We start from the raw sequence: 22,712 nt of genomic DNA, 5'->3' as shown, positions 1-22,712 counted from the left end.
AGCTGTGTCTTTCGGCAAAGAATGTCGTACCCGTGTTTTAAGCTCGCGCGGTGGACTTACCCGTCATGCCGCCGGTGCGGCCGATGCTCGCGAAAGCGGTGCACGAGGTGCCTCGTGCCCCGGGGTTGCTGTACGAGCCCAAGTGGGACGGCTTCCGCTGCGTCGTCTTCCGCGACGGCGACGAGATCGAGCTCGGCTCCCGCAACGACCGCCCGCTGACCCGGTACTTCCCGGAGCTGGTCGAGCTGCTGGCCGCCGCGCTGCCGCCCCGCTGCGTCGTCGACGGCGAGATCGTGCTGGTCACGCCGCAGGGGCTCGACTTCGAGACGTTGCAGCTGCGGCTGCACCCGGCCGCTTCGCGGGTGCGCAAACTGGCCGAGGAGACGCCGGCCAGCTTCATCGCCTTCGACCTGCTGGCCCTCGGCGACACCGACCTCACCGAGGAGCCGTTCCGCGAACGGCGCAAGCAGCTCGAAAGCATCCTGGGCACCGCCGCCGAGGGGCTGCAGCGCGTCCACCTGACTCCGCTCAGCGAGGACCCGGCGCAGGCGGAGGACTGGTTCACCCGGTTCGAGGGGGCGGGCTTCGACGGCGTCATGGCCAAGCCCGGTGATTTGCCGTACGAGCAGGACAAGCGGGTCATGCTCAAGATCAAGCACGAGCGCACGGCCGACTGCGTCGTCACCGGGTTCCGCTGGCACAAGGACGGCGTGGGCGTCGGCTCGCTGCTGCTCGGGTTGTTCGACGACGAGGGCGTCCTGCACCACGTCGGGGTGGCCAGCAGCTTCACCAAGGCCCGGCGGGCCGAGCTGGTCGAGGAGCTGGCGCCGCTGCGGGAGAACGCGCTCGAGAACCACCCGTGGCGGTCGTGGGCCGAATACGAGCCACCGGCCGGCCGTCAACCGGGCGTGAACAGCCGGTGGGCGCCGCAGAAGGACCTTTCCTGGGAGCCGCTGCGTCCGGAGTGGGTGGCGGAGGTGCGCTACGAGCACCTGCAGGGCGGCCGGTTCCGGCACGGCGGGCGGCTGGTCCGGTTCCGGCCGGACCGCACGCCGGAGTCCTGCACGTACGCCCAGCTCGACGAGGCGCCGCCTGCCGAGCTCGCGAAGCTGTTCGGGGAGGCGCGATGAGCGCGGCGGTCCTGCTCGACGTCGACGGCGTCGAGGTCAAGATCAGCAGCCCGGACAAGGTCTACTTCCCCGAACGCGGCGAGACGAAGCTGGACCTCGTCGAGTACTACCGGGCGGTGTCCGGGCCGCTGCTGGCCCGGCTGGGCGGCCGTCCGCTGCTGCTCGAGCGCTACCCGGACGGCGCCGGCGGCAAGAACTGGTTTCAGAAACGCGTCCCGAAAGGCGCGCCGCCGTGGCTGACCACCACGGTCGTCTCGACGCCGAACGGCACGACGAGCGACGCGCTGGTGGCGAAGGACCTGGCCCACATCCTCTGGGCGGTGAACCTCGGCTGCCTGGGCTTCCACGTCTGGCCCTACCTCACCGACACGCCCGAGGTCACCGATGAACTGCGTGTCGACCTCGACCCGTCACCGGGCATCGGCTTCGACGAACTGCGCGAGGCCGCGGTACTGACCAGGGAGTTCCTGGCCGAGCACGGCATCGAAGGCCACCTGAAGACGTCGGGTTCGCGCGGGCTGCACCTGTACGTGATGCTGGAGCCGCGCTGGGACAGCTTCCAGGTGCGGGCGGCCGCGGTCGCGCTGGCGCGGGCCCTCGAACGCCGGCACCCGGAGAAGATCACCGCGCAGTGGTGGAAGGAAGAACGCGGCACGCGCGTGTTCGTCGACTTCAACCAGAACGCCCCGCACAAGACGGTGTTCGGCACCTGGTGCGTGCGCCCGCGCGTCGGCGGCCAGGTGTCCACGCCGATCGGCTGGGACGAGCTGGACACCGTCGAGCCCGACACGCTGACGCTGAGCACCGTGCCCGCGCGGGTGGCCGAGCGCGGCGATCCGTGGGCCGGCGCGGGGGAGCGGCCGCAGTCGATCGAGCCGCTGCTGGAGATGTCCGAACACGACCTGGCGTCCGGGCTGATGGACGCGCCGTGGCCACCGGTGTACCCGAAGATGCCCAACGAGCCGCCGCGGGTGGCGCCGAGCCGCGCGAAGAAGAGCTGATCAGGGCGGCGCGAGGCGGGGGTGCAGCTGGCTCCATGCCGTGAGGGCCACCAGGGCGGTCAGCCCGAACACCGCCGCGGACCCCACCCCGGCGGCCAGCGTGCCGGCCAGCGGGGAGGCCACCGTCTGGCCGACGCCGAGCCCGGCGAACGACCACGTGATGCCCCGGGCCGGCCGCTCGGGGACCAGGCGCGCGGCCCAGAGGATGCACAGCCCGGTCAGGGCCATGTAGGTGCTGCCGAAGAGGGCGCTGGAGAGCAGGGCCACCGGCACACCCGGATCCGGCACGGCGAGGAGGGCGATGCCCGCGGCGGCGAAGGTCCACGTCACGAGGTTGACCGGTCGCAGGCCCGCGCGCTCGGCCGCGGGCCCGGCCAGGCCCCCGAGCAGCCCGGCCACGCCGATCGTGGCCCAGCACCAGGTCGCGGCGACCGGGCTCAGCCCGGTTCCGGCGAGCCGGGAGCTGGAGAACGTCCAGTACGGCGCACTCGTCACGCCGATGAGGACGGAGTTCGCCACGAGCGGCACCACCCCGCGGACGGGACCCGAGGCCGCGGGGACGCCCGGCGATCGCGGCAACAGCCGCCAGGCGGCCACGGTGACCGCCACGCCCAGGGCGGCGAACGCCGACCAGATCACCGGCCAGCCGAGCGCGAGCAGGGGAGTGAACGCCGACGCGGCCAGCCCCAGGCCGGTGCCGGTGTTGGCCCACGTCTGCGCCCGGGCGCGGGTGTGCGCCGCGACCGTCTCGCCGACCAGCTGGGCCACACCGGGCGAGACGAGGCCCGCGCCCGCCCCGGCGACGACGATCCCGGTGCCGAACACCGTCACGTGCGGAGCGAGAGCCATCAGCGCCAGGCCGAGCGTCGCGGACACCGCCGCCAGCAGCACGGTGTCGCGCGCCGACCGCGCGGACGTCCTCGGCGCGAGCAGCAGCCCGAGGCCGTACCCGGCCGTGGACAACCCGCCGAGCACGCCGACGCCGACCGGCGTCAGCCCGAACGTTTCGCTGAACCGCGGCACGAACGGCCCGTACGCGTAGCGCCCGAACCCGTAGCAGAGGGCGATCACGACCGCGCCGGCCGCGGCCGTCGCCATCCACCGGTCCGGCTTCGTCTGCGTCACCACTCCATCCACCAAACAGACAGGTCTGTCTGGTGTCAAGTGATGCTAGGATCAGCGCAGGTAGAAAGCAATACCGATCTGTTCGGAAGGAGCGCTGTGGGCCGGACTCGTCCCGGGGACGCGGGTGCGAAGGTGCTCAAGGCCGCCTCGAGGCTGTTCTACCGCGACGGCATCCACGCCGTGGGTGTCGACACAGTGGCGGCCGAAGCCGGCGTGACGAAGGCGGCCCTCTACGGCAACTTCGGCTCCAAGAGCCGGCTCGTCGTCGCGTACCTGCGGGAACGCGACCGGCGGTGGCAGGAGGAGATCGACCGGATCACCGCTGCGCACGCCGATCCGCGGGAGCGGGTGCTCGCGGTGTTCGACGCCTACGAAGCCTGGTTGTCGGCCGACGGCTACCGCGGCTGCGCCTTCCTCAACGCGACCTCGGAGTTCCCCGATCCGGCCGACCCGGTCCGCGAGGTGGTCCGCCACCACAAGACCGCGCTGCACGGCTATCTGCGGGCGCAGCTCCGGGCCGCCGATCCCGAGCGCGCCGACGAGCTGATGCTGCTGCTGGAAGGCGCCGCGGTCACGTCGGTGATCGCGCAGAGCGCGCAGCCGTTCCACACGGCGAAACGGCTCGCGGAGACGTTGATCTAGACCGGCAGGTCCAGGACCAGCTGGCCGCGGTCCTCGCCGACGCCGGACAGCGTCGCGATGCACGCCGGGCACGGCGCGAGTTCGGACGTGGCCAGGTCCACGGGTTTCCAGCTGCGGGATTCCCGTTCCCCGCAGGCGGAACGCCGGTAGCGGAGGTCGCCGGAGCGAGTCATCAGGTGGGCCAGGGGGACGTCTTCGGGCAGCACGCCGACCAGGTACCAGCGTGGTGCGCTCACCGCGGTGGTCGTCATGGCGGTCAGTGTCCGTCGCGGTGGCCGGGACGGCGGCGCATTTGCCGATCTTCGGCGTGGCGGAGCGGTCAGGCCTGGTCGGGCAGGTACCGCAGGATGTGCAGCAGGCCGCGTTCGTCCACCGTGTCCGGGTTCTCGGCCAGGCAGCGGCCGAGCTCGGCGAGCACGGCGTCGGTGTCGATGCCGGCGCCGATCAGCACCAGCTCGGTCCGCCGGGGCTCGCCCGGCGGCCAGGCCGACCGCTCCAGCTGCACGAACCCGCCGACGGTGTGCAGGTGGAAGCGGGCTTCCGGGCCGGTGGGGCCGAAGTCGGCCTGGCCCTTCATCCGGTAGAGCCCGGCCGGGCGCCGCTCGAGGAACTCGACGAAGGCGCGCGGGGCGAGCGGCGTTTCGGCCGTGAAGGTGACCGTCTGGTACTCGGCGTGCAGGTGCCGCGAGTGGTCGTGGTCGTCCTCGCGCAGGTCGTCGAACGACAGCTGGCCGGCTCGCTCACCGCGGGGCTCGGGGTCGAAGAACAGCCGCGGGTCGACCCGCCCGTGCTCGGTGACCAGCAGCGGGCGGCCCGGCGCCAGCTCTTCGACGGTCGCGGTGAGCTTCGCGAGTGCCTCGGCGGGCACCCGGTCGGCCTTGTTCAGCACCACGAGGTCGGCCAGCCGCAGGTGATCGGCGAGCTCGGGGTGGCGTTCGCGGGCGGCTTCGAACTCGGCGGCGTCGACGACCTCGGCCAGCCCGCCGTAGCGGATGTCCGGGTTCTCGCTGGCGATCATCAGCCGGATGAGGTCGCGGGGCTCGGCGATGCCGCTGGCTTCGACGACGATGACGTCGATGCCCGCTTCGGCGCTGGACAGCTTCGCGAGCATCGCGTCCAGCCCGCTGGCGTCGACCGCACAGCACAGGCACCCGTTGCCGAGCGAGACCATCGTGTCGACCTGGCCGGCGACGGCGAGCGCATCGACGTTCACCTGGCCGAAGTCGTTGACCACCACGCCGACCCGGGCCCCCTCGCGGTTGGCGAGCAGGTGGTTGAGCAGCGTCGTCTTCCCAGCGCCGAGGAACCCGGCGACGAGGACCACGGGGATGCGCCTGGCGTTCACGAATCGTCCCTCCTCTGCCGATCACCGCGACTCTAACGCGGGCGCGCGTACCCGGCCGGCCGCCCCCGGTGAAGACCGTTCGGCGAATACCCACGAAAAGACGCAGGCGAGCGTGCGGCAAAGGATCACGCCGATTTCGTGCTCACGCGTGATCGATTGACGGAGAATGCGCACAGCCATGTCCGAATAACGCTTGGTAGCAGTTGTTTTTTCCGGTCGAGCCGGTTTGCGCTGGAATTCCCGGATGGCCGGGACGTCGTTCCCGAGTGGCGGAGCCCGCCTCGCGAAACGTGGGGTATCCTCCCCCGCCTGGCCGGAGTTCCGAGGGCAGTGGGGACATCCGGCCGTCCTGTCGACGGCGACCCTCGGAGGAACCGTGAACGTTTTCGTCCGGCTGCAGATCGCGATTTCGGAGAGTGGGGAACCGCGGTGACCGTTACACCCGAGCGGGTGACACCTGCGCTGCCGTTCCGCCCTCAGCGCGTCTCGGAAGAGCAGGGCGTCAATTCCGCGGAAGCGGAGGAATTCCTGGACCGGATGTTCGCCGAAGGCGCGGCGGAAGCGGGCGAGCGGTTCGAGGACAGGCTGGCGCAGGTGCGTGCGGAAATCATGGAAACCGGCACCTACCGGCACACCCCGGCCGAACTGGCGTACGGCGCGCGCGTCGCGTGGCGCAACTCGGCGCGCTGCATCGGCCGGCTGTACTGGCGCAGCCTGCGGATCCGGGACCGCCGCCGGGTCACCGGCGCCGCCGCCATCGCCGGCGAGTGCGTCGCCCACCTCCAGCAGGCCACCCGCGGCGGCCGGATCCGCCCGACGATCACCGTCTTCGCGCCGGACACCCCGGACGCGCCGGGCCCGCGCATCCACAACGAACAGCTGATCCGCTACGCCGGGTACCGCTTCGAAGACGGCTCGGTGCTCGGCGACCCGCGCTACGCCGAGTTCACCGAGCAGGTGCGAAGACTCGGCTGGCGGCCGCCGGAGCGAAGAGGTTCCTTCGACGTCCTGCCACTGGTGATCGAGGCCGAGCCCGGCCGGCCGCGGCTGTTCACGCTGCCGCCGGACGCCGTCCTCGAGGTCCCGCTGACCCACCCCGACCACCGCTGGTTCGCCGGGCTGGGGCTGCGCTGGCACGCCGTGCCCGCGATCAGCAACATGCCGCTGGAGATCGGCGGCGTGACGTATCCGGCCGCGCCGTTCAACGGCTGGTACCTCGGCACCGAGATCGGCGCCCGCAACCTGGCCGACGGGCAGCGCTACGACCTGCTGCCCGTCATCGCCGAGTTGATGGGCCTGGACACGACGTCCGAGCGCACGCTGTGGCGCGACCGGGCGCTGGTCGAGCTGACGCTGGCGGTGCAGCACTCCTTCGACGCGGCCGGCGTCACGATGGCCGACCACCACACCGAAGCGCACCGGTTCCTGGCACACCTGGAACGCGAGGAGCGGGCCGGGCGCCGGTGCCCGGCGGAGTGGAGCTGGATCGTGCCGCCGTTGTCCGGTGGGCAAACCGCGGTCTTCCACCGCTATTACGACGAACCGGACCCGTCGGAGCGACCGGCCTTCCTGCCGCCGCCGTGAGAACCGCGGAGAGTAGCGTGGGAGCGCCCGTTCGGCGGATCGTGCGCAACCCGCGGGGCAGTCCGGTCCGCGAAGGCCGACAATGGGACGCATGACCGCAGTCCTCGTCGCCTACGCCGGGCGTCACGGCGGAACCCGGCAGATCGCCGAGGTCATCGCCGCCGAGCTCGGTGCCGCGGGCCTGACCGTCGACGTGCGCGACGCCGCCGACGTGGCCGGCGTCGAGCACTACGGCGCGGTCGTCGTCGGCAGCGCGCTGTACTACCACCGATGGCGGCCGGAAGCCGTCCGGCTGCTGGAACGCAACGCACGGGCGCTCGCCGAGCGTCCGGTGTGGTTGTTCCACAGCGGACCCTGCGGCCCCGGCGCGGCCACGCACCAGGTCAGCCTGCCGGCGAAGGTGGCCCTGCTGGCCGCGCGCATCGACGCGGAACGCACGGTCACCTTCGGCGGCCGGCTCGACCCGGCGACCGTGCACGGCCTGATCCCGAAGCTGCTGGCCTCGGGCCGGCGTGCCGGCGACTTCCGCGACTGGGACCGGATCAAGGCGTGGGCCCGGGACGTCGGCCGCCGGGTCCGCACGCGCGTCGCGCTCTGATCCTCTTGCCCGCCGGGGGCGGTGGGTGCTAAACCGGGCCTGAGGTCTTCGGTGTGGGAAGCCGGCGGAACGGGACGAACGTGACGGATCGGAAAGCGCTTACTCCGGATCAGCGCAACGCGTTCCTCGCGGCGCTGCTCGGCTGGAGCATGGACTCGTTCGACTACTTCCTCGTCGTGTTCGTGCTGGCGGACATCGCGAAGGACGCCTCGTTCGGGGCGACGGCCACGCAGCTGGCGTTCATCACGACGGCGACCCTGGTGATGCGCCCGGTGGGGGCGCTCCTGTTCGGCCTGTGGGCCGACCGCGTCGGCCGCCGGATCCCGCTGATGGCCGACGTCCTGCTGTATTCGGTGGCCGGCCTGCTGTGCGCGTTCGCGCCGAACTTCACGGTGCTGCTGGTGCTGCGGTTCGTCTACGGCATCGGCATGGGCGGGGAGTGGGGTCTGGGCGCGGCGCTGGCGATGGAGAAGATCCCGGCGGAGCGCCGCGGGTTCTTCTCGGGTCTGCTGCAGGTCGGCTACTCGATCGGCTACCTGCTGGCGGCGCTGGCGTACCTGCTGTTCCACTCGGCCCTGGGCCTGCAGTGGCGCTGGATCTTCGTGCTGAGCATCTTCCCGGCGCTGATCAGCCTCCTGATCCGCGCGCGCGTCCGCGAGTCGGAGGTGTGGGAGACGGCCCGCGAGCAGCTGAAGGTGACGCGGACGTCGGTGAAGGACATCCTGCTGAACCCCAGGGTCATCCGCCGCTTCGGCTACCTGATCCTGCTGATGACGGCGTTCAACTGGATGAGCCACGGAACCCAGGACGTCTACCCGAGCTTCCTGAAAGCCCACGACAACGGCGGCGCGGGTCTGAGTGCCGCGACGAGCACGTGGATAGCGGTGCTGTACAACATCGGAGCCATCATCGGCGGCCTGACGTTCGGAACGCTGTCGGAGAAGTTGGGCCGCCGCAGGACAATAGTGACGGCGGCGGTCCTGGGCTTGCCGGTGATCCCGATCTTCGCCTTCGACCACGGCGCGGGGATGTTGGCGCTGGGATCGTTCCTGATGCAGATCATGGTCCAGGGGGCGTGGGGAGTGATCCCGGCCCACCTGACGGAGATGTCCCCGGACGCCATCCGCGGCTTCTACCCGGGAGTGACGTACCAGCTGGGCAACCTGTTGGCGGCGTTGAACCTGCCTATTCAGCAGGCGATCGCGGAGTCGCACGGGTACACGTCGGCGCTGATGTGGACGGTGGTGCCGGGACTGATCGCGGTGGCTGTTTTGACGGCGATCGGGAAGGAGGCGAAGGGGATCAAGTTCGGGGAATCCGCGGTGGCGACGGCGCCGGCGGGCTCGAAGTAGGTGAGCTCGTGCGACCCGCCTACGCTCCCTCGTCGGCGTCGTCGTGACTCGCCGTGCGGGTGCTGTCGTGCCGCCCACCGACAGAATTTTCCAGGATCTCCAGTGATTCGACGTTCCCGATGCCTGCGGCATGTTGGATCAGCTCATCGAAAATATCTTGCCTGTTCTTCAAATTCAGGTATGCGGCGGAAGCGTGAATTGCATCGGTATTACTCACATCAATTGATTCCTTTGACAATGTGACGAATTCGCCTATTCTTCCGTGCTCGATGAGAGCTGCCATGGCTGACCTCAATATTCCGTTCTCGCCAGCGTGTAGCATGGTTCCTGCAAAGGCGGTGACCTCGGCAAACCGCTGGCGATGCGCAAGCCAGGCGAGTACCGCGTCGATGCCCTCGGTGTTGGTGCTCCGCAGGGCATGCTGCAGGAGTGCGGAGGTTTGAGCGGGCGAGAGGTCTGTGCTTAGCAGTGTGGAGACGATGGCATCCCCGTAGTGGCTGTCGAGGGCGTGGCATGCGAGGCGGAGGAGGTCGTTCTCGCTCAGGTGGCGCGAGGCTGTCGTCATGACCAGGGTGACCATTTCCTTCAGGTCGTGGTCGACGGTGTAGACGGCGAGATCGAAGAGGTCTCCCCAGCGCTTGCCTGGTGCGAAGCAGTTCGCCAGAGCGAGAAGCGCGTATCCGTCGCCGATATCGGCTGCCTGGTGGGCAAGATCCAGCATGTCCTCGAACCTGCCGTTCAGAGAAAGCGACAGGGCGGCGCGAAGCGTGACGGCCTTGTTTCCGGACCGGGCTGCGTTCTCGAAAATCGCCCGGACTTCGGAGAAGCGCCCCATGCTTCCGATCGCGATAGCGACCAGGCCGAGGGCTGTTTGGTCACCGGCCTCGAAGGCACGTCGGAAGCATCTTTCGGCCACCTCGAACCGGCCGGCGCGGTAAGCACCGAATCCGAGCGACACGACACTCTGATCCGCGCTGAGCCGAAACAGAACTTCCCACGTGCCGTCCGGAATTGGGGCGTCGCCCAGGGGGCTGGTGCCTTCCTGCGCGCGATCGACCAGGTAGTCCGAAGCCAGGAACGTGCCGTCAGTGCGTGGTTGCAGACACGAACTCGCGCCCAGCACCGGTCGGGCCGCCCAAGCCAGACCGTCGGCGATCGGAGGCAGGTCGGGGCGATCGCCCCACGGTGAAGGCAGATAGTCACGGTATAACTCGGCGAGGGCGGTGCTCGTGACGGCATCGGTGTAGCCGGCTCGTCGGCAGTCGACCGCCGCACTGATCAGCGCTTGGCCGAGGTAGAACAACGGGCTGTCACCGATGGACCACCGCTCTAGCATTGACGTTCCCGCAGCCAGGTACTCGGCAAATCCCTCGGGCGCCGCGAGCGCACGGCGGACACGCGGATCACTCGCTTGCGCTGTTCTCGCGCCTTCCTGCTCGGTCGTCGTCAGGTGCTGTTTGATCACGATCAGGTGGCTCGGCGGTATTGCCGAGATCAGGTCCGCTGCCGCCTGGTTGATCGCGCCATCCGCCGTGCGGTAAGCAGCGAGTTCGTTGTCGCGGATCGTGGCGACCACGCAAACCGACGAGTCCGGGGCTGCCAGCTGTTGCAGGAGGCCCACGTCGAAGCCATCCGGAACGAGGAACCGTTCGAGATCGTCAAGCCACACGACCGTGTCGGTGAGTGCGACCGACGACTCGGCGATCCTTCGCAACGCTGGGCCGTCGACGGGGACGAGCAGATCGTGGTGGGGACGCAACCGGCGCACCGCCTCGGCCGCCGCGCGGCTCTTTCCCGCGGCGGCTCGCCCGTGCAACAGCACCAGACCGCCGGTCGCTATTGCCCACTCCAAGTCTTCATCGCGGTCTCGGGGTACGTAGGGAGGGAGATCCCGCCCCTCGGCGTCGAGGGTGTCAACGGCCCGCTTGACCCGCAACGCCAGCAATGACACATCAGCGACCTTCGGAAGTCGATCGCCGTCGAGGTGGAGTGCCCGGCCCATATACACGCTGCGCTCGACGGCCGGGTTCGGGCGCTGCTTCCGGAGCTCGACGAAGGAGAAGCCGACCCCCAGGATCGCGGCGATCCAACTCAGCGCCTCGAGCACCTTGCGGACAGGGCCCCCGTCCGCCACCAGCCAGCTCAGCCAGCCAAGCTGGAGCACCACCAGAACGACGACCGGGATGAGCACGGCCGACCCGCGGCGGGCCCACCGGCCCGCCCGCACGCTTCGTTCCGCCGATCGACGATTCACGGCGTCACGAGCGCCGCTTCATAAGCGAAGATCGTCAACTGCACCCGGTTCGACACGTCCAGCTTCGCGAACGTCCGCGTGATGTGCGTCTTCACCGTCGCCTCGCTGAGAAACAGCTCGGCCGCGATCTGCGCGTTCGGCTTCCCCTGCGCCACCGCCGTCACGATCTCGCGTTCCCGTGAACTCAGCAGCTCCAGTTTCGCCTGGGCCCGCGACCGCCGCGGGTCGGCCCTCGTGGCCACGAACTCGCCGATCAGCTGCTTCGTCATCCGGGGCGACAACATCGCGTCGCCGTTCGCCACCACGCGGACGCCCTCGATGATCTCCTGCGGCGACCCCTCCTTCAGCAGGAACCCGCTGGCTCCCGCCGCCAATGCCTCGAACACGTACTCGTCGAGGTCGAACGTCGTCAGGATCAACACCTTCGGCGGCCTGGGCTGGGCCAGCACCGCCGCCGTCGCGACCAGGCCGTTCATGCGGCGCATGCGGATGTCCATGATCACCACGTCGGGTGCGTGCCGGGCGACCTGCTGGACCGCTTCGTCGCCGTCGCCTGCCTCCGCGACCACCTGGAGGTCCGGGGTGCTGCCCAGGATCATGGACAGTCCGGTGCGGACCAGCGGGTCGTCGTCGACGAGCAGTACGCGCACGCTCACCCGCCCATGCTAGGGCGCCGGTGCCACCCACGGCAGCCAGGCCCGCAGCGCGAACGTCCGCTCGTCGACCGGGCCAGCCGACAACGAGCCGCCGAGGAGGGAGACCCGCTCGTTGACGCCGGTGAGCCCGGTGCCCGATCCCGGTGACGGCACCGGGTGCGGCGGCAGCGCGTTGAAGACCTCCAGCGACAGCCCCGCGCCCGGACCGCCGCGGACCAGCAGCTCCGCCGGCGCCCCCGGGGCGTGCCGCAGCACGTTGGTCAGTGCTTCCTGGAGGATCCGGTACGCCGCCGTGCCGAGCGGGGCCGGGGCCGACGACGCCTGGTCGAGCAGGATCGTCACGTTGACCGCCAGCCCGGCCTGCCGGGCGCCGGCGATCAGGTCGGGGATGTCGGCCAGCGTCGGCTGGGGCGGCTCCGCGGGGCCGCCGGGCGCCCGGTCGGCGAAACCCGCGCCACGCAGCACGCCGATCACCTGACGCAGGTCGTCGAGCGACTGCCGGGCCGTCGTCCGCACCGTCTTGGCCGCCTCCGCCGCGTCCGGGGTCGTGGCCGCGGTGACCTCCAACGCGCCCGCCTGCAGCGAAAGCAGCGACAGCCGGTGCCCGAGGACGTCGTGCATCTCCCGCGCGATCCGCGCCTGCTCCTCCCGGCGCGCGACCTGGTCGCGCAGGGCCGCCTCTTCGGCGGCCAGGCGGCGCTTCTCCGTGAGGTTGTAGCGGACGATCCCCACCGTGAGCGGGACCGCCGTGTAGATCGCCGCGGTGATCGCGACGCCGATCAGCTTGGCGCCGATCGTCTCGGTCGAGATCCACGCCTCGGCCAGCGACGATTCCTGGGGCCGGCCCGCGTCGCGCCACACCGCGAGCCCGGTCGCGGCGAACACGAGCGCCGCCGCGCTCCAGCGCCACCAGCCGGTGAAGCGGGTCGCGAGCGCGGCGAGGGCGATCAACGCGGCCAGCGAGTCGGCCACCAGCAGCAACGGCGGCGCCACCGCGACGCCCGTCACCACCAGGGGCCACCGCCACCGCCAGACCAGCAGGATCGACGCGCCGATCCCGAGCAGCCAGCCGAGCACCGCCGCCACCGTCACGTGCAGTTCGTCGGTGCCGGGCAGGCTGATCTCCAGCACCACGTTCACGATGCCGGTCACCAGGCTCGCGGCGACGGCCAGCACGGTGCACACCACGCCCAGCACGGACCGTCCCATGGGGGTCAGCGTACGAGGTGGCCCGCGCGATCCCATCAGCCGTTCCGCTCGTCCACCGCCCGGCGGGTGACGACTTTCGTCGTACCACCTCGAGGCCTGCGGACGACGCGGACGGCGCCACGCCGCTGGTTTCCTTCAGCGGTCAAGCAGAGGCGAAAGGAAACCCCGATGACCGACTACACCCCGATCCAGCAGCACGCGGCCCCGCCGTCCGCGCCGCCGCGCAACGGCCTGGGCACGGCCGGCTTCGTCCTCGGCCTGATCGGGCTGGTGTTCTCGCCGATCCCGCTCGTCGGCGTGGTCGCGTGGCCGCTCGCCGTGCTCGGCCTGATCCTGTCGGCGGTCGGCGTGGCCAGAGTGCGGTCCGGGAAGGCGACCAACAAGGGACTTTCGATCGCCGGCGTCGTCGTGTCGCTGCTCGCGCTGGTCGTCAGCATCCTGTGGGCGGTGGTGATCGGCAAGGCGATCAGCGACGTCAACGACCAGGCCACCGCGCACCACACCATCGTCTACCAGGTGAGCGGGGACGCGAAGGCCGTCGACATCGACTACAGCACCTTCGACCGCAACACGATCCTGATCAACACCGAGGCGGGCGCCGCCGTGCCGTGGACCAAGACCGTCGAGGCCACCGGGTTTCTCGCCGGGGCCCAGTTCACCGCGACCGCCGGGCCGGACGGCGGCTCGGTCACCTGCACGGTCGTCGTCGACGGCAAGGAGGCCAAGACGGCGACGGCGGCCGGCGCCGGGGCCGTCGCCGGCTGCACCGGCTTCTGAGCCGCCACCCCGGCGAAGGGGCGGGGGAGGGTGGGACCCGGCGCGGGGGCGGGTCCCACCCTTCGCGGTTCAGCCGCAGTGCTCGAACTCGCTGTCGTAGGCCTGGCCGCCGGCCGAGCCGCCCCACTTCACGCACTTGTCCGCCGCCGCGGCCTTGACCGGGCCGGCGAACCAGGAGAACGCACCCGAGTCGGTCTGCCGCGCCGCGCCCTTGACCTCCAGGTAGGCCGAGGTCGCGGTGGCCGTCCCGGCGGAGGCGTTCTTCATGGTGCTGACGCAGTTCTGGCCGTTGGAGGCGTTGTACGACAGGTACACCGTGCCGGCCGCACCGCCGGTGCCCAGCGGCGCCGAGTCGATGACGCCGTAGCCGCCGCCGCACGCCGGGGCGCCGAGCGCGGTTTCACTGACCGCGGCGAAGCGGATCGTGTCGTTCGCGTGGAACTCCGGGCCCGCCTCGAACAGCACGCCGACCGACGACTGCGACAGCTGGACCATGTCGGAGTACGCCGCGTCCTGGCCCCACACGAGCAAGCTGCCGGCCGTGCCGGTCCAGTTGGCCCCTTCGTCGAAGGACGAGTGGATCCGCAGCTCCTTGCGGCGGTCGCAGACCGACGGGGCCGCGAAGACGATCCGGTTGTACTTGCCGCCGGTGTCGGTCGCGCTCATCCGCGCGGTCGAACCCTCGACGGTCGGCGCGACGAGGTCGGTGGCGAAGGCGAACTTCGAGCTGAAGGACACCCCGCCGTCCGAACTGATCGCGAAGGCGCGGTTGCGCGTGCCGTCCTCGAGGCACTTGTCGCCGTCGTTCGCCTGATTGCGCGCGGCCGCGTAGATCCGGCCGTCCTGCAGCTCCGTGACGCTGATCTCCTGCGGGTTCATCGCACTCGTCGTCGGCTTGTCGGTGGCGCCGAGGTGCCACGTGCTGCCCTTGTCGTCGCTGTAGACCAGCGCGCCGACGTTCGAGTAGCTCATCCCGGCGACGAGCCGGCCCGCGTGGGCGCCGCGCGTCAGCACGATCCCGTGGGACGGCCCGGTGGCCAGCCAGCCCGGCGCGGCCGGGAAGCCGAGCTCCGTGGTCAGCGTCTTCGGCGCGCCCCACGTCTTCCCGTTGTCCTCGCTGATGGACACGCGCGGGATCCGGCCGCAGTCGGGATTGGTGAAGCACTGCATCGTCGAGAGCAGCACGATCCGGTTGCTGCCCGGGATGACGATCGGTGCGGGGTTGCCCTTCACGTCACCGAACGCGGTGATGACGGTGCTCAGCGCGCCCCACGTCTTGCCGCCGTCGGTCGAGCGCTTCATCACGAGGTCGATCTTGCCCAGGTCGTTGCAGAAACTGGCGCCGCCGTTGCGGCCTTCGGCGAAGGCGAGCAGATCGCCGTTGTTCGCTTTGACGATGGTGGGAATGCGGTAGCAGTCGTGGCCTTCGGTGTTTTTGGTGAACACCAGCGTGCTGGACACGTCGGCCTGGGCGGTGGCGGCGCCGAAGGCGGCCGGGACGGCCACGGCGGCGCACCCCAGCAGCCCGGCGAGCAGCCCTTGGGCGAGTCGGGTGATCTTCACGGTTCGAGCTCCCTGCGGATTCGGTCTTCGTCTCGGCAGCAGCGTCGACACGATCCGTACAAGAGCCGTACAACCTCGCGTATAACGAACTATACCTGTCCGAGAGGGAAATATCAGGTGAACGCGGCCAGCGTCCCGAACCCGGTCGCCAGCACGAGAAGCGTGGACAGGAGACCCAGGAGCAGGGCCCGGCCGCCGCCGCGCAGCAACGCGCCGAGCCGGACGGCGCAGCCGAGGCCGAACAGCGCGCCCGCGAGCAGGAGCGTCGACGCGGTCTTCGCGACGTCGAGCACGAACGCCGGAACCAGGCCGGTGCTCCGGACCGCCACCATCGCGAGGAAGCCGAGGACGAACAGGGGCACCAGCGGAGCGTTCCCGGCCCGGCGGCCGCGTTCGGCGGCGCCGACGAGCGCGACCACCGGCGCGAGCAGGACGACGCGGCTCAGCTTCACCACGACGGCGATCCCGACCGCGGCGGCACCCGCCGGTCCGGCCGCCGCGACGACCTGGGCGACCTCGTGCACCGAGATCCCGGCCCAGCTGCCGGTCCGGACGGCGTCGAGGCCGAGCGCGTGGGCCAGCAGGGGGAGAGCGGCCAAGGCGAAGCTGCCGTAGCAGGTGACGAGCGCGACGGCGGTGGCGACGTCTTCGTCGTCCCGTTCGATCACGCCTTCCACCGCGGCGATGGCCGACGCGCCGCAGATCGAGAAGCCGGTGGCGACCAGCAGGGCGAGCCCGCGCGGCACCCGGACCAGCCGGGCGAGGCCGAGCGTGCCGAGGAAGGTGACGGCGACCGTCAGCACGACCGCGGCCAGCGTGCCGGGGCCGAGCGCGAGCACCGTGGGGACGGCGAGCTGGAGCCCGAGCAGGACGACGCCCGCGCGCAGCAGGCGTTTCGTGAGCCGGGCGACCGCCCGGCGGTGCTCGTCGGTGAGCACCGGGGTGCTGCCCAGAGCGACGCCGAGCACGACCGCGACGGTGAGGGCGCCGGCCACCGGCCACACCGAGCTGAACGCGTACGCCGCGGCGACGCCGAGCCCGGTGATCGCCAGGCCGGAAGTTTTCGCCGTCGTCAGTGCCATGCTTCCAGCGTCGCCGGTGCCGGGCGTGCGCGGTAGCCGGCGGCTCTTGCCGAGGTCATAGACTGAAGCTATGACCGGACCGGATCTGGACTCGCTGCGCCTGCTGGTGCTCGTCGACGACCTCGGCAGCATCGGGCAGGCGGCAGGCGCGCTCGGCATCGCCCAGCCGTCGGCGAGCAAACGCCTGTCCACTTTGGAACGACAGCTGGGACTGTCCCTGGTGGACCGGACCCGGCGCGGCTCGGCGCTGACCCCGGACGGCCGGGTGATCGCGGGCTGGGCCCACCGGGTCCTGACCGAAGTGGACGGACTGCGCACCGGCGCCGAGGCCCTGCGCACCCAGCGCGGCGCGCAGCTGCGGGTGGCGGCGAGCATGACGCTCGCCGAGCACTTCGTGCCCGCCTGGATCGGCGAGGTCAAGCGGGCCGGGCCGGACACCTACGTCGGGCTCGAGGTGGTGAACTCCGAGCAGGTCGCCGAGCTGGTCGCGTGCGGGCGGGTGGACCTCGGTTTCGTCGAGTCGCCGGGACCGTGGCCGGGCCTGGCCACGCGGCGCGTCGCGGCGGACCGGCTCGTCGTGGTCGTCCCGGCCGGGCACGCCTGGGCTCGCCGTCGTCGTCCGCTGGGGGCCGAGGAGCTGGCCGCGACGCCGTTGGTGGTGCGCGAGCCGGGCTCGGGAACCCGCGAGACGGTCGAAGCGGCGTTGCGCCGGGCGGGGACGGGCTCGGTGAAGCCGTTGCTGGAGCTGGGTTCGGCGTCGGCCGTGCGCAACGCGGTGATCGCGGGCGCCGGGCCGGCGGTGATCAGCGACCTCGACGTGGTGCGCGAAGTGGCCGGCCGACGGCTGGTGCCGGTGCCGGTGGCGGGCATGGAGCTGGGCCGGGTGCTGCGCGCGGTGTGGCCGGCGGGCCGGCGCCTGACCGGCCCGGCGGCGGAGCTGCTGACGCTGGCGGTGAAGTCCGGTGCTTAGCGCGCCGTGAGGCCGGCGGCTTCCGGGCTGGTCAAGTGGGCTTCCAGGGTCTTGCAGGCCGACGTCAGGAGGTCGTTGTCGTCGGCCGCGCGGGTGGCCAGGGCCACCTGGCACGGCTCGATGCCGTCCACCGGCACGATCGTCACGTCGTGCCGGAGCCGGCTGAACCGGACGCCGGCCGGGACGATCGCCGCGAGCTGGCCCGCGGCGATCAGCTCGAACTTCTCCTCGAACTCCCGGACCAGCGGGCCGTCCGGGGCGCGGCTGCCGTCGGGCCGCGGGTCGAGGCGCCAGAACGTGTTCCAGTCCGGGTCGTCGACGCGGGGGAGCGGCTCGTCCGCGAAGTCGGCCAGCGTGACCGACTTCCGGCCGGCCAGCCGGTGGTCGGCGGAGACCAGCAGCACCCGCTCCTCGTCGTAGAGCACCGTGACGCGCAGCCCGTCGGCCCGCAGCGGCAACCGCGTCACCGCGACGTCCACCCGGTGCTCCAGCAGCGCCGCGCGGGTTTCGGTCCAGCCCAGGTGCTGGGTCAGCACCTCGGCCTCCGGGTGGCGGCGGCGCAGCTCGCGCACGGCCGGCGTGACGAACAGGTTGGTGCGGTAGCCGATCGTGACGCGGCTCGGCGCGGCCGCCGCCCGGGTGCTCGCCGCCGCCTGCTCGGCCGAGCGCAGCAGCGCCCGGGCGCGGGGCAGGAACACTTCGCCCGCTTCGGTCAGCCGCGTGCCCTGCGGTGTGCGGTCCAGCAGGCGCGCGCCGAGCTGGCCTTCGAGGCGGCGGATCTGCCGGCTCAGCGACGGCTGCGTGGTGTGCAGCGAGGCCGCCGCGCGCCCGAAGTGCCGGTGCTCGGCCACCGCCGTGAAGTACCGCACCAGCCGCAGGTCGAGGTCCGCCATGACCGCATCCTACCTGCGGTGATGCCTGAACCGTATCGGCCGATGAGAACCAGGCTTTGGACGCCCGCACCGCCGTGGCCCAACGATGGAATCACTGTCAGCGATCGAGGAGGAGCAAGAAGATGCGGGTGTTCGTCACCGGCGCGACCGGGTTCGTCGGCAGCGCCGTCGTCCGGGAACTGCGGGAAGCGGGGCACGAGGTCCTCGGCCTCGCCCGCTCGGACGACAAGGCCGCGGCGCTCGCGGCCACCGGCGCCGAGGTCCGGCGCGGAACCTTGACCGACCTGGACGGCCTGCGCGCGGCCGCCGCCGAAGCGGACGCGGTCGTCCACACCGCCTACGTCCACGACGACTTCGCCGACCTCACGGCCGCCGCGGCGACCGATCGCGCGGCGATCGGCGCGTTCGGCGAGGCGCTCGAAGGATCCGGGAAAGCCCTGGTCATCACGGCCGCGACCGGCCCGGTCGCGCCGGGCCGGCTGGCCACCGAAGAGGACGCGGCCGACCCGGCGTTCCCCCGATCGGCCTCGGAGACGGCGGCGCTCGCGCTGGCCGGGCGGGGTGTGCGCGCGTCGGTGCTGCGGCTGCCGCATTCGGTGCACGGCGAGGGTGACGGCCACGGGTTCGTCCCGGCCTTGATCCGGCTCGCGCGCTCGACGGGCGTGTCGGCGTACCCGGGCGACGGCGAGGGCCGCTGGGCCGCGGTGCACCGGTTCGACGCGGCGCGCCTGTACCGGCTGGCGGTGGAGGCGGCGCCCACCGGCGTGCGGCTCCACGCGGTCGGCGACGAGGGTGTGCCGCTGAAGGTGCTGGCCGAAGTGATCGGAAAGCACCTCGGGGTGCCGGTGCGGTCGGTGTCCGACGTCCCGGGCCACTTCGGCTGGCTCGCGCACTTCGCCGGGCCGGACGCACCGGCGTCGAGTGTGCTGACGCAGAAGCTGCTGGGCTGGGTGCCCGAGGGGCCGGGGCTGGTCGCGGACCTGGAGGCGGGGCACTACTTCCGCTGAGCCCGCCTCGCCTTGCGGTCGATCGAGCGGCGATATATCGTGCGAGTGTCGCCGATACGATTGTGAGGTCATCATGGAGATGAGCGCAGGAGCGGGCCGGATCTTCGCCGGGTTCGGGGGGCACTTCGGGCACCACGGGCCCGGCCACGCCGGGCACCCGGGACACGCCGGGTTCGGGCACTCGGGGCCGGGGCACGGACATCCGGGGCCTGAGCACCCCGCCGCGGGGCACGGCCCGCTCGGGCCGGAGCTTGGCGTGCCGGGGCACGAGGACTGGGACGGCGGCCCCGAGCTGGCGCGCGGGTTCCCGCCGCCGCCACCGCACCCGCCGCAGCCCCCGGGCGGGCCGGGGTTCCCCGGCTTCCCGGGCGGTCCCGGCTCCTTCGGCGGCCCGGGTGGCTGGTTCGGCGGCGGCGGGCCGTTCCAGCGGGTGCGGGAGTTCCGCGGCGGCGGCCGTCCGCCGGCCCGTCCGGTGCGGCCGGCCGTGCTGGCGCTGCTGGCCGAGGAGCCGATGCACGGCTACCAGCTGATGCAGGAGATCCGCCGCCGCACGCACGACCGGTGGCGGCCGAGCCCCGGCTCGGTGTACCCGATCCTGCAGCAGCTGGAGGACGAAGGCCTGGTCCACACGGTCGAGACGGCCGGCCGCCGGGTCGCGGAGCTGACCGACGCGGGGCGCGAGCACGTGGCGGGCCGCGAGGAGGAGTTCGCGGCCCTGTGGGAGGAACCCGAGGAAGAGCCGGGCGCCGACCGGTTCGCGGCGCTGTGGCACGCGCTGGGCGAGCTGTCCGGCGCGGCCGCCCAGGTCGGCTACAGCGGGAACGAAGCCCAGGTCGCGGAGGTGAAGAAGATCCTCGCCGACGCCCGCCGCCGCGTGTACGCGGTGCTGGCCGACGCGGGCCTGGAGGACGAGGACGCCTGACGGCACCCGGCAGACGACGGCCGCCGCCGATGCAGTGAATGACTCATTCCTGTCGTCCGACGCCGGGAATGAGTCATTCACTGCGGTCGGTCACCGCCGGGCGGATTGTCTACATCGGACGGTCAGGCGGGCGGGTAGGCTGTCCTGATGGAGGAAAAGGACTTCGCCGCGCACCTGACCGCGACCATGACCGGTGCCGCCCTGACCATGCTCATCGGCGTCGGCCACCGCACCGGCCTCCTCGCGGCCGCCGCGCGCGGGCCCGCCACCAGTGCCGGCCTCGCCGAGCGCGCCGGGCTGCAGGAACGCTACGTCCGCGAGTGGCTCGGTGCCATGGTCACCGGGGGCATCTTCACCTACGACGGCCGCGAGTACACCTTTCCGCCGGAACACGCCAAGTTCCTGCTCGGCGACACTTCGGCGAACCTCATGCCGTCACTGCTGACCCTGTCCGCCTTCACCGGCATCCTTCCCGAGCTGGAACGGGCGTTCGCCGAGGGCGGCGGCGTCCCGAGGTCGGCCTACGGCCCGTACCTCGAAACCCTCGGTGCGAAGACCGGCGACAGCTGGAAGCACATCTACCGCGAGCACCTCGTGGACGGCTTCTTCGGCGCGGTCCCCGGTCTCGCGGACCGGCTCACGGCCGGCGCGCGCGTGCTCGACCTGGGCTGCGGCACCGGGAACGCCATCGCCGTCGCCGCGCGCGCGTTCCCGGCCTCGCACTTCACCGGCCTGGACATCAACGCGAGCGTCGTCGAGCAGGCGAACGAAAACAAGCCGGAGAACGCCGAGTTCGTCGTCGGGGACGCCGCCGAGCTGACCGCCGATCCGCCCTACGACGTGATCACCGCGTTCGACGCCATCCACGACCAGGACCGCCCGGACGTCGTGCTGCGCCGGATCCGCGAAGCGCTCGCCGAAGACGGGCTGTTCTTCATGGTGGACACCAACTTCTCCAGCCACCTGGAGAAGAACGTCGGCAACCCGCTGGCCGCTCTCACCTACTCGATCAGCCTGATGTACTGCACGACGACGTCGCTGGCGGAGGGCGGTGCCGCGCTGGGTGCGGTGTGGGGCACCGAAAAGGCGTCGGAGATGCTGGCGGACGCGGGGTTCCGGCACGTCGACGTGCTCGGATCCCCGCGCCCGCAGAACTGCATCTACGCCTGCCGCCCGTGACTCACTGCTGGTACGGTGCCGCGGCGGCCTTGGCGGCGGTGATCAGCGCGCCCTTGTTCTTCGGCCAGAACGTGCTGTCGACGCACGTGTAGCGCGGCAGGAAGCCGCCGCAGGTGCCGCTCGAGCCGCCCACCTCGAACGTCACGCTGGCGACACCGAGCTCGCCGTAGGTGAAGTCGTCGGTGGTACCGGTCGTGTCGTAGCCGACGGTCTCCTCGTTGGTGCCGACGAGGTAGCCGTTGGACGCGGCGTACTTCGCGCCGAGCCTGCGGTACTGGGCGTCGTTCGGCGAGGTGGCCTGGGTGAAGCCCCACGGGATGATGATGTCGTTGCCGTAGCTGTGCAGCGTGATCATCGTGCCCTTGGCGGTCGACGGCGCCGGGTCGTTGTCGCCGGTGCCGCGCTGGTCCGGGAAGATCGCGCGGGCCAGCTTCTCCAGCGCCTGCACCTCCGGCTCCGAACCCGCGCTCACGCCCTGGTAGGTCTCGGAGCAGGCGGAGTTGGAGTCGCCGCCCCACTTGAACGTGGAGTTCCGGTTGAGGTCGACGCCGATGTTCGTGCCGCTGCAGCCGCGCGAGTTGTTGGCGTTCTTGCGCTGCAGCTTCGGCGAGTTCCCACCGGAGGCGACGATGTCGACGCCGTCGGGGTTGGCGATCGGCACCACCCACACCTCGGTGGTGTCCAGAATGGACTTCGCGGTCGCGTCGGTGGCGTAGCCGTCGGCGAGGTAGTCGATCCAGCGCCAGGCGAGCTCGCCGGTCGACAGCTCACGCGCGTGGATCTGGGCCATCAGGAAGAACTTCGGCTTCGTCGACGTCGTCGACAGCGTGCAGTCGCCGGCCTGCTTCTTGGTCAGGCAGATCGCCTGGACGTCGTGGCCGCCCTGGCCTTTGGTCTTCTTCCACGACTGGCCGATCGTGTACTTGGTGGCCAGGTCGGGGTGCGCGGAGGCGACCTGCGTGAGGTGGTTCTCGTGCGCGGTGACGGTCCGGTACCCGCCGTAGTAGGTGTCCGCCGCCAGCCGGTTCGTCTCGGCGGGCAGTTCCTTGTAGACGGTGTCGAAGAACGAGGGCCGGTAGCCGAGTCCCCGCAGCTTCGCCGCGACGGCCCGCCCGCCGACGACGTTGACGCTGCCGGCGTCGTCCCCTTCTTCGACGTCGAACCCGGCTTCGGTCAGCGCCTGCGCCTGGGCGGCGGTGGCCGGGACGCGCCAGAACACCGGCGTGTCGGCCGTCTGCGCGGTGGCGGTGCCGCCCAGCAGGGAGGTGAGCAGGACCCCGGACGCCGCCAGGGCGAGCCGGGACAGGGACCTTGACGCCATCGGGGGATCTCCTCACGCCGCACGGATGGAGGTCCGGTCGGAACCCGTGGTCACCGTACCGGCACGCACAGTGTGTCGGCCCGGCACAAACGGGTCATACCC

21 protein-coding genes are annotated in these 22,712 nt (G+C 71.4%); 11 read left to right on the top strand and 10 right to left on the bottom strand.

What is annotated here, in order from left to right; genetic code table 11:
• Positions 1-50 precede the first annotated feature (50 nt).
• Positions 51-1,130 carry an ATP-dependent DNA ligase gene (locus IE317_RS03855; RefSeq protein ID WP_191306632.1) on the top strand — a complete coding sequence of 360 codons (1,080 nt, stop codon included), beginning with the start codon at positions 51-53 and terminating at the stop codon, positions 1,128-1,130.
• Complete coding sequence (gene ligD, locus IE317_RS03850; RefSeq protein ID WP_191306631.1) at positions 1,127-2,131, top strand: non-homologous end-joining DNA ligase; 1,005 nt, start codon at positions 1,127-1,129, stop codon at positions 2,129-2,131. Before IE317_RS03855 ends, ligD begins: the two co-directional genes overlap by 4 nt.
• On the opposite strand, the gene IE317_RS03845 is transcribed toward ligD, so the two are convergent.
• Positions 2,132-3,256, bottom strand: coding sequence for an MFS transporter (locus IE317_RS03845; protein WP_229902451.1), 1,125 nt, complete (start codon positions 3,254-3,256; stop codon positions 2,132-2,134).
• A gap of 96 nt (positions 3,257-3,352) precedes the next feature.
• Between IE317_RS03845 and IE317_RS03840 the strand changes: the two genes are divergently transcribed.
• Positions 3,353-3,898, top strand: a complete 546-nt coding sequence (locus IE317_RS03840; protein ID WP_191306629.1) for a TetR/AcrR family transcriptional regulator — start codon at positions 3,353-3,355, stop codon at positions 3,896-3,898.
• Here the strand turns inward: IE317_RS03840 and IE317_RS03835 are convergent.
• Both IE317_RS03835 and IE317_RS03830 read right to left on the bottom strand, forming a co-directional pair.
• Complete coding sequence (locus IE317_RS03835; protein ID WP_191306628.1) at positions 3,895-4,149, bottom strand: hypothetical protein; 255 nt, start codon at positions 4,147-4,149, stop codon at positions 3,895-3,897. The two genes, IE317_RS03840 and IE317_RS03835, sit on opposite strands and share 4 nt — an antisense overlap.
• Before the next feature lie 68 nt (positions 4,150-4,217).
• Positions 4,218-5,243 (bottom strand): CobW family GTP-binding protein, encoded by a 1,026-nt coding sequence (locus IE317_RS03830; protein WP_191306627.1) that lies wholly within the window; start codon positions 5,241-5,243, stop codon positions 4,218-4,220.
• A gap of 450 nt (positions 5,244-5,693) precedes the next feature.
• Here IE317_RS03830 and IE317_RS03825 point away from each other — a divergent pair, with 450 nt between their 5' ends.
• From IE317_RS03825 to IE317_RS03815, 3 genes are all read left to right on the top strand, one after another.
• Positions 5,694-6,827 carry a nitric oxide synthase oxygenase gene (locus IE317_RS03825; RefSeq protein ID WP_191306626.1) on the top strand — a complete coding sequence of 378 codons (1,134 nt, stop codon included), beginning with the start codon at positions 5,694-5,696 and terminating at the stop codon, positions 6,825-6,827.
• A 91-nt stretch (positions 6,828-6,918) separates the two neighbouring features.
• Positions 6,919-7,425 carry a flavodoxin domain-containing protein gene (locus IE317_RS03820; RefSeq protein ID WP_191306625.1) on the top strand — a complete coding sequence of 169 codons (507 nt, stop codon included), beginning with the start codon at positions 6,919-6,921 and terminating at the stop codon, positions 7,423-7,425.
• A gap of 80 nt (positions 7,426-7,505) precedes the next feature.
• Entirely contained in the window at positions 7,506-8,777 is a 1,272-nt protein-coding gene (locus IE317_RS03815) for an MFS transporter (RefSeq protein WP_191306624.1), read from the top strand.
• 19 nt (positions 8,778-8,796) lie between these two features.
• Here IE317_RS03815 and IE317_RS03810 read toward each other — a convergent pair whose 3' ends face one another.
• From IE317_RS03810 to IE317_RS03800, 3 genes are read right to left on the bottom strand one after another with little or no spacing between them, the layout of a single operon-like run.
• On the bottom strand, positions 8,797-10,968 hold the full coding sequence (locus tag IE317_RS03810) for a hypothetical protein (RefSeq protein WP_191306623.1): 2,172 nt from the start codon (positions 10,966-10,968) through the stop codon (positions 8,797-8,799).
• A gap of 59 nt (positions 10,969-11,027) precedes the next feature.
• Positions 11,028-11,687: a response regulator transcription factor gene (locus IE317_RS03805; RefSeq protein WP_191306622.1), complete on the bottom strand. Its 660-nt coding sequence runs from the start codon at positions 11,685-11,687 to the stop codon at positions 11,028-11,030.
• A 9-nt stretch (positions 11,688-11,696) separates the two neighbouring features.
• Entirely contained in the window at positions 11,697-12,896 is a 1,200-nt protein-coding gene (locus IE317_RS03800; RefSeq protein WP_191306621.1) for a sensor histidine kinase, read from the bottom strand.
• Between the two features lie 168 nt (positions 12,897-13,064).
• Between IE317_RS03800 and IE317_RS03795 the strand changes: the two genes are divergently transcribed.
• Positions 13,065-13,673 carry an MmpS family transport accessory protein gene (locus IE317_RS03795; protein WP_191306620.1) on the top strand — a complete coding sequence of 203 codons (609 nt, stop codon included), beginning with the start codon at positions 13,065-13,067 and terminating at the stop codon, positions 13,671-13,673.
• A gap of 69 nt (positions 13,674-13,742) precedes the next feature.
• Here IE317_RS03795 and IE317_RS03790 read toward each other — a convergent pair whose 3' ends face one another.
• Together IE317_RS03790 and IE317_RS03785 are read right to left on the bottom strand one after the other, a co-directional pair.
• The gene (locus IE317_RS03790; protein WP_191306619.1) at positions 13,743-15,236 is read right to left on the bottom strand and encodes a sialidase family protein; all 1,494 of its coding nucleotides are present in this window, start codon (positions 15,234-15,236) and stop codon (positions 13,743-13,745) included.
• A 113-nt stretch (positions 15,237-15,349) separates the two neighbouring features.
• Positions 15,350-16,318 carry a YeiH family protein gene (locus tag IE317_RS03785; RefSeq protein ID WP_191306618.1) on the bottom strand — a complete coding sequence of 323 codons (969 nt, stop codon included), beginning with the start codon at positions 16,316-16,318 and terminating at the stop codon, positions 15,350-15,352.
• Between the two features lie 70 nt (positions 16,319-16,388).
• Between IE317_RS03785 and IE317_RS03780 the strand changes: the two genes are divergently transcribed.
• A complete protein-coding gene (locus tag IE317_RS03780; RefSeq protein WP_191306617.1) occupies positions 16,389-17,288 on the top strand; it encodes a LysR family transcriptional regulator in 900 nt (299 codons plus the stop codon).
• Here IE317_RS03780 and IE317_RS03775 read toward each other — a convergent pair.
• On the bottom strand, positions 17,285-18,181 hold the full coding sequence (locus IE317_RS03775) for a LysR substrate-binding domain-containing protein (protein WP_191306616.1): 897 nt from the start codon (positions 18,179-18,181) through the stop codon (positions 17,285-17,287). The genes IE317_RS03780 and IE317_RS03775 overlap by 4 nt on opposite strands.
• Before the next feature lie 122 nt (positions 18,182-18,303).
• On the opposite strand from IE317_RS03775, the gene IE317_RS03770 reads away from it, so the two are divergent.
• The 3 genes from IE317_RS03770 to IE317_RS03760 all read left to right on the top strand — a co-directional run bounded on the left by IE317_RS03770 (position 18,304) and on the right by IE317_RS03760 (position 21,289).
• Positions 18,304-19,188: an SDR family oxidoreductase gene (locus IE317_RS03770; RefSeq protein WP_191306615.1), complete on the top strand. Its 885-nt coding sequence runs from the start codon at positions 18,304-18,306 to the stop codon at positions 19,186-19,188.
• A gap of 79 nt (positions 19,189-19,267) precedes the next feature.
• The gene (locus IE317_RS03765; RefSeq protein ID WP_229902450.1) at positions 19,268-20,110 is read left to right on the top strand and encodes a PadR family transcriptional regulator; all 843 of its coding nucleotides are present in this window, start codon (positions 19,268-19,270) and stop codon (positions 20,108-20,110) included.
• A gap of 147 nt (positions 20,111-20,257) precedes the next feature.
• Complete coding sequence (locus IE317_RS03760; protein ID WP_191306613.1) at positions 20,258-21,289, top strand: class I SAM-dependent methyltransferase; 1,032 nt, start codon at positions 20,258-20,260, stop codon at positions 21,287-21,289.
• A 1-nt stretch (position 21,290) separates the two neighbouring features.
• Here the strand turns inward: IE317_RS03760 and IE317_RS03755 are convergent, their stop codons facing one another.
• Positions 21,291-22,610, bottom strand: a complete 1,320-nt coding sequence (locus IE317_RS03755) for a M14 family zinc carboxypeptidase (RefSeq protein WP_191306612.1) — start codon at positions 22,608-22,610, stop codon at positions 21,291-21,293.
• Between the last annotated feature and the right edge of the window lie 102 nt (positions 22,611-22,712).

It is taken from the genome of Amycolatopsis bullii, assembly GCF_014654205.1.
Taxonomy (GTDB): Bacteria; Actinomycetota; Actinomycetes; order Mycobacteriales; family Pseudonocardiaceae; genus Amycolatopsis; species Amycolatopsis plumensis.
Note: the sequence above shows the minus strand (reverse complement) of the source record. Positions and strands in the feature narration are given on the sequence as shown.